Below are 14,154 nucleotides of genomic sequence, written 5' to 3' on the forward strand. Positions count from 1 at the left end.
GTCTCCCGTTTTTATTTGACTTTTTCAATAGTCATTTATCAGTAGCTTCCATGCTGTCGTTTGAATGGTTAGTCGGTGTTGAATTCGGGAGTGAGTATTTATTCTACTGAAAGTCTAATTTGCACTGCAAAGATACAGATCCTAAACCGCGTTAGCTCTGCCTAATAAACTCGCGTTAATATTGAATATGAGTTTTGGGTAGGAATTAGCATCCAGTTTATTCACCTTAATATCAGGGTTAAGTTGATTCAACCCTTTTGGTTCGCTAATGTGGCTTAATGCTTAGAAATAATCAGTGTTATCCCATTTTATGAACAGTGCCCCACTAGGTTTACCCGCTGTGTTAGGTTAAAATGTGCGGTTATAAATACTGTTAATCATCGCCTCTTTTAGTGGAAGATCAATTAAAGCGGCCAAATAAAGAAAGTTGAAAATTCATGTTTGAAGTTAATCCCGTAAAATTCAAAATTAAGGAGCTTGCCGAGCGCACGCAGCTTCTTAGGGGGTATCTTTGACTACGATGCCAAAAGTGAGCGTCTAGAAGAAGTGACCCGTGAGCTTGAAAGTTCAGAAGTATGGAATGACCCTGAGCGCGCCCAAGCCTTAGGCAAAGAACGCGCCGGTTTAGAAGCTGTAGTTAAAACTATCGACGATATGGACTCAGGTCTTGAAGATGTTGAAGGCTTACTTGAGCTTGCTATTGAAGAGGAAGACGAAGACACCTTCAATGAAACCAGTAAAGAGCTGGATTATCTCGAAAGTCGCCTTGCTGATCTTGAGTTCCGCCGTATGTTCTCCGGCCCGCAAGATGCGTCAAACTGTTATTTAGATATTCAGTCTGGCAGTGGCGGTACAGAAGCCCAAGATTGGGCCAACATGGTACTGCGTATGTATCTACGTTGGGGCGATGCCCATGGTTTTAGCCCTGAATTAATGGAAGTCACCGATGGTGATGTCGCTGGTATTAAAGGCGCGACCATTAAATTCACTGGCGAATATGCTTTTGGTTGGTTACGCACCGAAACAGGCGTACACCGTTTAGTGCGCAAATCGCCATTTGACTCATCGGGTCGTCGTCATACCTCATTTTGCTCAGTATTTGTTTATCCAGAAATCGATGACGATATCACCATTGATATCAATCCATCGGATCTACGGATTGATACTTACCGCGCATCTGGCGCGGGTGGTCAGCACGTTAACAAAACGGAATCAGCCATTCGTATTACTCACTTACCGACAAACACCGTCGTGCAGTGTCAAAACGACCGTTCTCAGCATAAAAACAAAGACGCTGCGATGAAACAGTTGAAAGCCAAGCTGTTTGAGTTAGAAATGCATAAGCAAAATGCGGATAAGCAAGCTGCTGAAGATGCAAAGTCTGATATCGGTTGGGGTAGCCAAATTCGCTCTTATGTATTAGACGATGCCCGTATTAAAGACTTACGTACAGGCGTTGAGACCCGTAACACGCAGGCGGTGCTCGATGGTGATCTGGACAAGTTTATCGAAGCCAGTTTGAAATCTGGGCTGTAATTAATTCAAGCTATAGACGAGAAATTAAGATGACTGAACAAGTAATAGACGAGAACAAACTGATCGCCGAGCGCCGTGCCAAGCTAGATAGCATTCGCCCAAACTGCAGTGCTAATGCACATCCTAATACGTTCCGTCGCACTCATAAAGCGGCTGAACTGCAAGAGTTGTATGGCCATAAGACGAAAGAAGAACTTGAAGCCTTAGGTTTTAAGACCAGCATTGCTGGCCGTATCATGGCCAAACGTGGTCCTTTTTTAGTGATCCAAGACGTATCTGGCCGTATTCAAGCTTATGCTGAAAAGAGTGTACAGGGCGATTTGAAAGAGCGTTACCAAGGTCTAGATATCGGCGATATTATCGGCGTGACGGGTCAGTTGCATTTATCTGGTAAAGGCGATTTATACGTCAACATGGAACAGTACGAGCTACTGACCAAGGCACTGCGTCCATTGCCTGCAGATTATTATGGTCTTGCCGATCAAGAAATGCGTTACCGTCAGCGTTACGTTGATTTGATTGTTAACGAAGATTCGCGCAATGCCTTTATTATGCGTTCTAAAGTGGTTTCTGCAATCCGTAACTTCATGATCAAAAAAGACTTCATGGAAGTTGAAACCCCTATGATGCACGTGATCCCCGGTGGTGCTTCGGCCCGTCCTTTTGTCACTCATCATAATGCTTTAGATATGCCAATGTATTTGCGTATCGCACCAGAATTGTATTTAAAGCGTTTAGTCGTTGGTGGTTTTGAGCGAGTGTTCGAAATCAATCGTAACTTCCGTAACGAAGGTCTATCGCCACGCCATAATCCTGAATTCACTATGATGGAATTCTATATGGCTTACGCTGATTACAATGATTTAATGGACTTAACCGAAGAAATGCTCAGCTCAATTGCGATTGAATTGCTCGGCAGTGCGCAAATGCCATATGGTGAGCACACGGTTGATTTTGGCGGTCCATACGCGCGTTTAAGCATGTTAGAAGCGATTCAGAAATACAATCCTGATAACGCTACTATCCAAGCTATGACCTATGAACAAGTTAAAGATGTTGAGTTCATGCGCGATTTGGCAAAAAGCTTAGGCATGAAAATTGAAAAGTTCTGGACTTGTGGTCAGTTGCTTGAAGAAATCTTCGGTGAAACAGCTGAAGGGCAATTAATGCAGCCTACCTTTATCACTGGCTACCCAGCAGATATTTCACCACTGGCACGTCGTAACGATGACAACCATTTCATCACCGACCGTTTTGAGTTTTTCATCGGTGGCCGCGAAGTGGCTAACGGCTTTAGCGAGCTGAACGATGCTGAAGATCAAGATAAACGCTTTAAAGCGCAGGTTGATGCGAAAGATGCTGGCGACGATGAAGCTATGTTCTACGATGCAGATTACATCACTGCACTGGAACACGGTTTGCCACCAACGGCAGGTCAAGGTATTGGTATCGACCGTTTAGTGATGTTGTTCACTAACACTCATACTATCCGTGACGTGATCCTATTCCCTGCTATGCGCCCACAGGCGTAATACTGTCAAATAGCCCATGATAGCGCTCGCTGTGTGGGTTTATTTACACTGTAACGAATGAATTATTGCTCTCCACTATTACAGATATGAATATGATAAAAAAACCAGCCAACGGCTGGTTTTTGTTTTTTACACATTAATGCTGAGTGACCTCGGTGAGCATGGCTAGAGATATGTCACGATAAAGCATTGCGATTTAGCTACACCGATTAAAAAATCGTTTGCGCCAATACAGAATACTAACAGTTGAAGAGTTCACAATAATAGAAAATACCCAGATACAGTTCGATACATTTTTAAATATTTTTTTTAGAAAAATAGTACTGCTGTGGCGGTTTCAAATAATCTACTCGACCTTAGTCTAGTGCTCAGTCGCTTGACCTAGATAGCTAACTCAATGAAACTCTACGTCATATGACCTTCTAAAACATGGATAATAAAAAAATGTTGATTTTCTTTATTTGTATTGCACTTCTCGTGCTTGCATACAAGTTTTATAGCCCCTTTGTCGAGCGACAAGCGGGTATAGACCCTAAAGCTAAAACCCCACAAGAAAAATTTCAGGACGGCGTCGATTACGTGCCAGTTCATCCTGCAAAAGCGTTTTTAATCCAGTTTCTTAATATCGCGGGTATAGGTCCCATTTTTGGCCCTATTTTGGGAGCACTATATGGCCCCATCGCTTTAGTGTGGATTGTACTGGGTAATATTATCGGCGGTGCAGTACACGATTACTTTTCTGGTGTGCTGAGTATTAAAGAAGATGGTAAAAGCTTGCCTGAAATTGCAGGCCATTATTTTAATATCTACTTTAAAGGCGTAATGCTGTTATTCACCGCTATGCTGTTGTTTTTTGTAGGCGTTGTTTTCATCATGAGCCCAGCAGGATTACTCAGTAATCTCGACTTTTTTAAAGATACTATTTTTAGCAATAATACCTTTTGGGTGTTAGTCATTTTAGCTTATTACTTTTTTGCTACTATGCTGCCAATTGATAAAATCATCACTAAATTGTACCCCGCGTTCGGTTTATTGATGATCGTTATGACCACATCAATTGCGGTCGCATTATTAATGAATGCGCCTCAGTTGCCAGAAATTGGCGATATATTTGCTTATTTTGATCACAGCCATTACAACAACGATTTACTCGCACCAAACCCTGATGGCCTGCCAGTATGGCCGCTGCTATTTGTAACCATTACGTGTGGTGCAATTAGTGGTTTCCACTCAACTCAAGCGCCTATTATGGCCCGTTGTTTAACCAACGAGAAGTATGTTCGCCCTGTGTATTATGGCGCTATGGTCGCTGAAGGTGTGGTGGCGTGTGTATGGGCGATTGCTGGTATTGCTGCATTCCCTGGTGGCTACATTGAACTTAAAGCCGTACTTGCACAAGGTGGTCCAGGATTAGTCGTTAATCAGGTTGCAACCTCATACCTTGGCGTGTTTGGTGGTGTGATGGCAATTCTTGCGGTGGCAGTATTCCCTATAACTTCGGGTGATACCGCATTTAGATCGCTACGATTAACCATCATTGATGCGTTCCACATTCCACAGAGTATGCGAAATCGCTTATTCGTAGCAGTACCAATTCTGGTAATTGCGTACTTTATGACTAAAATCGATTTCACATTGATTTGGCGTTACTTTGCCTTCTCAAATATGTTGTTGTCGACCAGTGTGTTGTGGTTAGCGACTAAATATTTATTTGATCGCGGTACTTTCCATTGGATTGTTAGTTTACCAGCGATTGGTGGCACCAGTGTGACGGTGTCTTATATTATGACGGCAGGTATTGGCTTAGGTTTACCACAATCTTGGAGTCAGCCAGTTGGTATTATTGTTGGCGTTGTCTGTTTAGTCGCATTAATTATTGCGCACAATAAGCGTAAACCTGTCGCCGAGGCTAAGTAGGTCTCAAGCGAATAGGTGAATGAGCTTATTTAATAATTGAGCTAGTATAAATAAAGGCTGCATTTTGCAGCCTTTATTTTTTCCCATTGCTAGACCCAACAGCTTTTTAGTGCACCAGTTTGGATTGGCTTATCGTCATGTTGCAGATTTCAGCTAAAGAAAAGTAATAGGCCTACTCTGGCTGTGACAAGCTTTTAATGACGAGTGAGGATCTTTGCGTATGATAAGTTTTTGTGCTGAAAAAACGTTAAGTTTGTTAATTCTCTTTTCATAAATAAGTATCAATATTGAAAATAGCTAACATCACATATTCCATTCAATAGAAAGTATGTTAGATTCTGGTGAATTGCTGCCGATAGCTGTATTGTTACTGCTGTCATCAACAGTTCTCCATAGGGCTATCGCTGCAAATTAGTTAAACTTGCAGAGAAGTGTCAGGAAGTTACACCAATTCAGAGTCTGCTTATGCAACCCAACTTATTTCTCGAACAAAAAAATGTTTATCCGCAATCGATGATGACAGCATCGTCGATTGAAGCTCAATCCTCTAGTCGTCGCGGCCGTTTGCAGCGTATGGTTGGCAGCGTATTGTTAACCTGTAGTGTATTACTAAGTCTTTCAGCTTGCGCTGCGGGCAAACAAGCATCGCCAGAAGGTGAAGAGTTTAGTTATGCTTGGCTTAAAGGTTATGCCCGAACTATGGCATCACAACCCTATGAGAGCCATAAAGGCGAATTGCCTAAAAGCCTGCAAGGCATGAGCTGGGATGATTACCAACAATTTCATTTCAAGAAAAAAGCCGCCTTATGGCGTGATCAAGAATCTCAGTTTCGCGCTGAGCTATTTCACCTTGGGCTGTATTTTGACACGCCAATTCATATTTATGAGTTAAATGAAGGCAAGGCGAAACCCATCGACTATTCGCCTTCGATGTTTGATTACGGTAAGTCAAAGGTCAAGGGCAGTCAGTTACCTAAAGATCTTGGATTTGCGGGTTTCCGTATGCAATTCAATACCGATTGGGAGCGTGATGTTGTGGCTTTCCTCGGTGCTAGTTATTTCCGCGCTGTGGGCCAAGAGATGCAATATGGTCTATCTGCTCGAGGTTTAGCGGTAGATACGGCGATGCCTAAGCCAGAAGAGTTCCCCATGTTCACTGACTTTTGGTTAGAAAAACCTAAACCAGGGTCGAATATTACTACAGTATATGCCTTGTTAGATTCGCCGAGTGTTACAGGAGCTTATCGCTTTGATATCGAGCCAGGCGAACGTTTAAAAATGAAAGTTGATGTTGCTGTGTATCCACGCAAAGCCATCGAACGTTTAGGTGTGGCGCCACTGACCAGTATGTTTATGGTGGGTGAGAATGATCGCCGCACTGGCTATGATTGGCGTCCTGAAATTCATGATACTGATGGCTTAGCTATGCACACAGGTAACGGTGAATGGATTTGGCGTCCGTTAGGTAATCCAGAAAATCTGCGATTTAATGCATACAGTGATGAAAACCCAAAAGGTTTTGGTTTACTACAACGTGATCGTAACTTTGATCGCTACCAAGACGACGGCGTGTTTTATGATAAACGCCCCAGTTTATGGATTGAGCCGACCAGTAGTTGGGGTAAAGGTTCTGTGCAGTTAGTTGAAATCCCTACGCTGGATGAAACCTTCGATAACATAGTGGCTTTCTGGAATCCGGCAGAGCCGATTTTACCAGGACAAGAATTGCTGTATAGCTACAACATGTATTGGGGCGGCATTCCACCAGTACAATCGCCCCGCGCTCGTGTTGTCGATACTTTCACTGGCATTGGTGGTGTGGTTGGTCAGAAACGAAAATACTACAGTAAACGTTTTGTGGTAGATTTTGCCGGTGGTACTTTACCTATGATAGGTAAAGACACCCAGGTTAAAGCTATGATTAGTACCTCTGCTGGCAAAGTAGAAATTGAATCAGCGCGCCCGCTGGCGTCTATCAATGGTTACCGCGCGATGTTTGACATAGTGCCGCCAGATGACAGCGTTGAGCCGATCAATTTACGAGTGTATTTAGAAGTTGATGGTCAGCCGTTGTCTGAGACATGGATGTATCAATGGAGTCCACCTGCTCAAAATGACCGTGAACTACATAACGCAGGTCATCTGCAATAAATAATCGATAAGTGAATAACCTAAAACGTCAGCTAACTTAGCTGACGTTTTTATTTTAATAATAAACTTGGTGTTTAACGGTGCAAAGAGACGCTGTTTTGTTGCAAGTTTAGCGCTGAATTATTGAGGGCTAATTCACTTTTTGACTATTTAAATCATTTTTCACTGTAACAGAAGCCAAACTTGGGCGTAATCTGTAGCCGTTACCATTTAGGGTCAGTATTTTATGTTTGAGATGTTCGCTACACTCGGTTTTGGCTGGTCAGTGGGATTAGTGCTTGCGGTCCTTTTTGTATTGGCATACGAATTTATTAATGGTTTTCACGACACAGCCAATGCCGTGGCAACGGTTATTTATACCAAAGCTATGCCTGCAAACCTCGCTGTTGTTTCCTCTGCATTATGTAACTTTGCTGGTGTGTTGTTAGGCGGCTTAGGCGTTGCTTATGCGATAGTGCATTTACTGCCGGTAGACTCTTTGCTGGGTATGGATTCTAGCCAAGGTTTATTGATGGTGTTTTCGTTGTTATTTTCGGCCATTATCTGGAACTTAGGTACTTGGTATTTTGGTATTCCGGCATCGAGCTCTCATACCTTGATTGGCTCGATTATGGGTGTGGGTGGGGCATTTGCATGGATGAACCATCTACCTATTCTACAAGGCATTAATCTTTCTAAAGCATCACAAATCATGTTGTCCTTAATCATTTCTCCTACGTTAGGGTTTGTGATGGCCGCGATATTCCTGCTCGTGATGAAATTGATTTGGAAGAAACATAAAATTCATCGCACCCCAGATGAACAGATACAAATCAATGGCAAAAAACATCCGCCGTTTTGGGCAAGGGTAAGTTTGATTGTCTCTGCTATGGGCGTAAGTTTTGCCCATGGTTCTAACGATGGGCAGAAAGGCATTGGCTTAGTGATGCTGGTGCTTATTTGTGTTGCGCCAGCTTATTTCGCTTTGGATATGGGTAGCCAAGCCTACGATTTGGAAAAAACGCAAGATGCGAATAGACGCATTATGGCGATTTACGATCGCAATCAAGCGGTTATCGCTGAGGTGATTGATTTTAATGCTACTTTAAATGCCCCCGACAATATGTTAGCCCATTGCTCTTCGGCCAATGTTTTGCCTGCGATGTCACGACTCGACCATCACTTAACCAAAGTCTCGACTTATAAAGACATGAGCATAGAAGAACGACGAGAAGTGCGACGGTTATTACTCTGTATTGATGATACTGCTCGCCAAGTCGCAAAATTAGATCTGCCTGCTAAAGATTTACGTTCGTTAGCTAAGTGGCGTCAAGACCTTACTAAAACCACTGAATATGCGCCTCTTTGGGTCATCATTGCCATTGCGACAGCGCTGGGTTGTGGCACCTTAGTAGGCTGGCGACGCATCGTTTATACCGTTGGAGAAAAAATTGGCTCATCGAGTATGACTTATAGCCAAGGTATTGCTGCGCAGGTAACCGCAGCGGCCTCGATTGGCATTGCAAGCTTAACGGGGATGCCTGTATCGACAACGCATATTTTGTCCTCTGCTGTGGCAGGCACTATGGTTGCAAATCGTTCGGGTTTGCAGAGTCAAACGATTAAGCAAATCATGCTCGCTTGGATACTCACGTTACCCATTACTATGCTGCTTGCTGCTGGAGTGTTTATTCTCGCCAATACACTTTTTGGCTAGTTCATTTATCCAGTCATCTCGTTCGATACTAAGTGCTAACACTATTTTCTGCGTTAGCGTTTAGCGTTTTGGTTTAGAGGTTTACCAAGAGAGTCCCATCTGCGCGCTAGTATCTTCAGGTTTTTTCTCAAGCAGGTTTATCTCGGCGAGTTGAATTTGTGCTGCAATTTGGTTTCGCAGTTTTTGATATAAACGAATCGCGAGTTCGGGCGCGTGGTGATTATCGGGCGTATGGATAAATAGATAGGGTTCTCGTCCTTCTTTAAGCCACTGCGGCAGTTGGGCTAGCCAATTATCGAAAAAGACATCGTTATCTTTGGGTAAAGCACTAACACCTTGCTGTGATAGTTGCGCTACGGCATCGTCAGGTTGCCCAATAAAACGTACTACAGGGTGATTAGCGGTCGCGATAGCATGCACCGGAACTCGCGGTTTTTTCTTATGGGCATCGATAATAGCTACGTTACTCGGTGGTAAGGCGAAGAGTGGGCGGCTGTCCATGATGATACGATTGACCTTCTTTTTTATTAATAATCGATTCAGTTCTCGCTCTGCATCACCTTTGGCGAAAAAAGCAGGGTGCCGCACCTCAACACCATAGGTCAATCCCTGTGGGACTTGCTCTAAAAATTGGCTCAGCACTGAGAGTAACTCTGGGCCAAAATGTGCTGGGAGTTGAATTTTCCACATGCCGGTTTTGTCGATTAATGGCGCCATAATTTGAAAGAAGTCTTTTAATTCTTGGGCGCAATATTGTAATCGTTTTTGATGCGTAATCGTTTGCGGCAGCTTAAAGGTAAAGCGAAAATCATCGGGCGTGGCACTGTTCCAATTCAGCACGGTTTTCTGTGCTGGCGTAGCATAAAAACTGGTATTACCTTCTACAGTATTAAAAATAGTTGCATAGCGTGCGAGCCTTTCAGCCTGCTTAACCCCTTGGCCATAAATACTCTCTTGCCAATGAGGGTGTGACCACATAGCAAGTCCAAGGCGTAAATTTGTGGGATTATGTGAGGAAGAAAAGCGTTGTTCCAAAAATAAATTCCTTCAGTCTAACTAGCGTTTGTGGAATGTTGAGATTTAACCTAGTTGTTATCATCTGGTTTTATGCTGCTAACATTATTTCATTTAAGCTTAAGCGGGCAGCTATACATTATCCGTCAGTACATTTGTTCAGATTATTGTGAATTTAGTTTAAGTTAAGCTGAACTATCATGGAATGATTTAAATAATTAACCTACTCTAATAGTATGATTTACGTTTATTATTAGATTTAGCTGGTTATCGATATTTATTGGAGCCTTGTGTGAATAATGATGGCTACACTTCCTTAAGTAATTTTATAGACCTTCTTTTAGATGCTATCTGTGTTGTTGATAAAACGGGACGATTTGAGTTTGTTAGTGCTGGGGCCGAGCGTATCTTTGGTTATACTCCTGACGAAATGGTCGGTATGCAAATGCTTGAGCTTGTCTTACCTGAGGATAGAGCGCGCACCCTTGCAACGGCTAATGAAATTATGGCAGGTCGATTTAAAGTCGATTTTGAAAACCGTTATGTGCGTAAAGATGGTGTTGTTATTGATATTCTATGGTCTGCCCGTTGGTCTGAGACTTACCAACAGCGGGTAGCCGTTGCCAGAGATGTCACTAAAAATAGAAATGCAGAGCGCAGACAAACCGCCTTATACCAGATTTCTGAAGCCGTGCATGTTGCAGAAGATCTCCTTGCGCTATATCGCAGAATTCACGAAATTATTGCTAAACTCCTACCGGCTACAAATTTTGCTATCGCATTGTATGATCAAGATTTAAACGATCTCAGTTTCCCCTATAAAGTGATGGCCCAAGAAAATGTACATCTTGATATTAGTCGCTTTTGTGTATTCACAGAGCAAGTTATCCACAGTGCAGAATCATTATTACTGTGTCCATCATGTTTAGCTGGCTATCCCGAGATGATGCAGGAGGAGCTCGATAGTCACAATTTAAGCTGGCTAGGCGTGCCGTTAAAACTACAAAAAGGCGTTATTGGTGCTTTGATGATGCATAGTGAGCCTGATTCTGCTTCTTATACCCATCAAGACCGTGAACTATTGGAATTTGTATCGACACAAATTGCCTTTGCTATTGAGCGCCGCCAGATGCTTGCCCGGCTAGAGCATATTGCACTTTATGATCAACTGACACAGTTACCCAATAGAGAGCTCTTCTATGATAGGTTTCAAAAGGCGTTATATCGCGCTCATAGAGAATCAAGTTACTTCTCCTTGCTTTATTTGGACTTAGATAAATTTAAATGGATTAATGACACCTTTGGACACAGCGTAGGGGATTTATTACTGCAAGAAACAGCCCAGCGGATAGTGAGTTGTGTGAGGGGCACAGATACGGTTGCACGTTTTGGCGGGGATGAGTTTGTTATTTTACTCGAACGTGTTGACTCTGCTCAGAATACTTTGATTGCTGCTCAAAAAATATTACAAGCATTGAATCAACCTTTTGAACTTGCTGAACAACAGCAATTCATACTGCCAAGTATTGGCATTGCCTTGTATCCAGAGCATGGCTTGGATGAAAAGCAGTTACTTTCCTGTGCAGATGCAGCTATGTATAAAGCAAAAAAGAATGGCGGAAATCGAATTGAAATGGGCTATCAAGGATTAAGAACCGTACATGTGATGTCTCAATCAGTTCGTTCTGACTTTGATGCTCCCGATGAAGTCGCGGCTAAAATGAATTAAGCCCCAATTTATTTAGGTAATTTATTGGGTTAGAACCATTTTATCGTTTAACAACTAAGAGTTAAAAAGCATAACGTCACTAATTAAATACCCGCGAATATCAGTGACATTCGCGGGTATTATTATACTAGCGGTCAGGTAGCGTCTTGCTTTAAAGCTTAAAGCTATTCACTTCCTGCTGTAGTGACGCAGCTAAATGTGCTAGTTCTTGAGCTTGGACCATAGAGGTTTGTGCTTCAATCGAAAGGTTTTCCGATACCTCACGAATCGACTCAGTATTGCGATTAATTTCGCTAGTGACCGAAGTTTGTTCTTCCGCTGCTGTTGCTATCTGGCTAGCCATATCTGAAATATCATTAATCGCTTTGCTGATGAGTATTAAACTTTCGCTGGCTGAATTGGCATCATTCACGCTAGTTTCTGCCATTTCATGGCTCTGAGTCATAGACTTAACGGCTTTGGCTGCAGTTTGTTGTAAGGTTTCGATCATCGCCTGAATTTCTTGTGTCGATGAATGAGTGCGCTGTGACAGTACACGAACCTCATCTGCAACTACTGCAAAGCCACGACCTTGTTCACCTGCTCGTGCGGCTTCAATGGCTGCATTAAGTGCGAGTAAGTTGGTTTGCTCGGCGATACCACTGATAGTCAGCAAGATACTGTTGATTTTTTGTGAGTGCTCATTCAGCTCACCAATAATACGCCCAGCAGTTTCAACTTCACTGGCTAAATTACGGATGGATAGTTGGCTTTGGGCGACTTGTTTATGACCATTATTTGACAGCCCAACCGCATTTTGTGCTGTCTGCGCTGTATGCTCTGCATTGCTGGCAATTTCTTCGGTTGCGCTGGCCATTTCGGTCACGGCGGTGGCTACCATTGTCACTTCATCCTGTTGTACTTCAATACGCTGGCTGTTATCGGTTGCCGATGCACTGCTGCCTTTGGCTTGATACTCGAGTTGACCTGCAATCTTATGCATGCGAGAGATCATGCCGTGAAGGCGTTCGACAAAGCGGTTAAAGCCCGATGCTAACATACCAATTTCATCGTGCTTGTTTGCTGTATGAATACGCACGGTCAAATCACCTTCACCTTCGGCTATGTCATTGAGGGCTTGAGCAACGCGTTCGAGGTCTTTAAATTGTACTTTGAATATAGCGAATAAAATTAAACCAAATAGTATTAAAAGAGCGATACCCACGGCAGACATCCACCAAGCTAATGTCGTGGCGTGTGTCATTATTTCTTTTTTATCCATCACGAATACTAGCGCCCAATCCGTTGATGGAATTGCTGCTACATAGACTAATTTAGTCGCCCCATCGAGGTTACGTTCTTCCATAGTGTTGGCATTGGTACGCAGTGCTAACCAGCTGTTACTAAAATTATCATCAATTTTAGTCAGTTGTTGAGTATTTAGCTGACTATTAGGGTGGCTGATGATAAGTCCTTTATTATCAACCATCAATGCATAACCTTTACCTGGTACTTCTAAGCGTTGTACTGCATCTGTTAACTGATCTATGGTTAAGTTAGCCGCTGCAACACCTATTAGTTTCCCCGCAGTCATCACTGGCTCAGCAATAGTGACAACTTGTTTTTTTAATGTTGCGCTGATATATGGGGCAGTCATGATTGTCGCATTAGCAGCCTTTGCATCTGTGTACCAGCTCCGAACTCTAGGGTCATAATTTGCTACATATAGCGCTGGATCTTGGCGGTACATATTACCTTGCTCGTCACCATAGTAGGTGAGGGCAAAGCCCATAGCATTATGGGCTTGTAGTAAAAATGGTGTAACGTCAGTATTAGGATTTGCTTCGATAGTTTTCTTCAAGCTCGTTATGGCTGTCTTTCTATCTTGTACCCATAAACCAATCCCTTGCGCAAAAGTATTGGCTAATTGATCAATCTCGTTTTGAGTATTTATCAATGCATTATTTCTAATGAAATAACTGGATATGCTGACTAGCACTGCAATCGTGAGCAGTACTGCAAAAAGACTGCTTAACAGCAGTCTTGCTTTGAGTGTTGTTTGCATAATTCATTACCTTTAACATTTGGTTATCATTTTGGCTTTGTTATAGTATAGCGACTGTAATCACAAAAACATTAGCCATGAATGAGATGTTCCAGTACGGATAACCTTGATTTAACGGTGTCTAATCCTCAGTACTTATATACTGATAACCTAGATTAGAGAGGCAGAGATTAAGCCGACAGTAAAGCCAGTTATTTCCTCAAATACAATATAGTCTTAAATAACGTAAATGTTATGGAGAATGACACAGCACTGAAGGCTGTATTTCTATCATTCATCAAACATCATTCATCAACTGAGCTTTCGGGATGCTGCGAGTCATATCATCTTCAAACTGGCACAACTGCCATCACAAGCGCCGGGGAGTGTCCTGTGAGACGTATTGGATATAGGACACAATGCACTGCAATTTAAGTTGGATGGTAAACGGGAAAGGGTTTATCCAAGAGTGCTTAAAATGAGCAAAAAAAGTATCCAATTAGACCAAATAAAAATGCCGTACACTTTTAAGTGAACGGCATTACTTGGTAGAGCT

8 protein-coding genes and 1 pseudogene are annotated in these 14,154 nt (G+C 42.6%); 7 read left to right on the forward strand and 2 right to left on the reverse strand.

Annotated elements, in window-relative coordinates:
• Positions 1-437: 437 nt before the first annotated feature.
• The 5 genes from prfB (at position 438) to BW947_RS00105 (ending at position 8,832) form a co-directional block, all read left to right on the forward strand.
• Positions 438-1,536 (forward strand): peptide chain release factor 2 gene (prfB, locus tag BW947_RS00085; RefSeq protein WP_167368899.1). Its coding sequence is split into 2 segments (ribosomal slippage): positions 438-512 and positions 514-1,536, totalling 1,098 coding nucleotides; the frame shifts between segments, so codons are not numbered across the junction.
• Between the two features lie 29 nt (positions 1,537-1,565).
• A complete protein-coding gene (lysS, locus tag BW947_RS00090; protein WP_076496198.1) occupies positions 1,566-3,068 on the forward strand; it encodes a lysine--tRNA ligase in 1,503 nt (500 codons plus the stop codon).
• Positions 3,069-3,512: 444 nt separating this feature from the next.
• Positions 3,513-4,985 carry a carbon starvation CstA family protein gene (locus BW947_RS00095; RefSeq protein ID WP_076496714.1) on the forward strand — a complete coding sequence of 491 codons (1,473 nt, stop codon included), beginning with the start codon at positions 3,513-3,515 and terminating at the stop codon, positions 4,983-4,985.
• 465 nt (positions 4,986-5,450) lie between these two features.
• A complete protein-coding gene (locus tag BW947_RS00100) occupies positions 5,451-7,136 on the forward strand; it encodes an OpgD/OpgG family glucan biosynthesis protein (RefSeq protein WP_076496201.1) in 1,686 nt (561 codons plus the stop codon).
• A gap of 226 nt (positions 7,137-7,362) precedes the next feature.
• Positions 7,363-8,832: an inorganic phosphate transporter gene (locus BW947_RS00105; protein WP_076496203.1), complete on the forward strand. Its 1,470-nt coding sequence runs from the start codon at positions 7,363-7,365 to the stop codon at positions 8,830-8,832.
• 81 nt (positions 8,833-8,913) lie between these two features.
• Here the strand turns inward: BW947_RS00105 and BW947_RS00110 are convergent, their stop codons facing one another.
• On the reverse strand, positions 8,914-9,810 hold the full coding sequence (locus tag BW947_RS00110; protein WP_076496206.1) for a DUF72 domain-containing protein: 897 nt from the start codon (positions 9,808-9,810) through the stop codon (positions 8,914-8,916).
• Between the two features lie 328 nt (positions 9,811-10,138).
• Here BW947_RS00110 and BW947_RS00115 point away from each other — a divergent pair, with 328 nt between their 5' ends.
• Complete coding sequence (locus BW947_RS00115; protein ID WP_076496208.1) at positions 10,139-11,575, forward strand: sensor domain-containing protein; 1,437 nt, start codon at positions 10,139-10,141, stop codon at positions 11,573-11,575.
• A gap of 151 nt (positions 11,576-11,726) precedes the next feature.
• On the opposite strand, the gene BW947_RS00120 is transcribed toward BW947_RS00115, so the two are convergent.
• On the reverse strand, positions 11,727-13,619 hold the full coding sequence (locus BW947_RS00120) for a methyl-accepting chemotaxis protein (protein ID WP_076496210.1): 1,893 nt from the start codon (positions 13,617-13,619) through the stop codon (positions 11,727-11,729).
• Positions 13,620-13,908: 289 nt separating this feature from the next.
• Between BW947_RS00120 and BW947_RS00125 the strand changes: the two are divergent.
• Positions 13,909-14,129, forward strand: a pseudogene (locus BW947_RS00125) (IS4 family transposase); the annotation flags it as partial.
• Positions 14,130-14,154: the final 25 nt, after the last annotated feature.

Source organism: Shewanella morhuae (genome assembly GCF_900156405.1).
Lineage (GTDB): Bacteria > Pseudomonadota > Gammaproteobacteria > Enterobacterales > Shewanellaceae > Shewanella > Shewanella morhuae.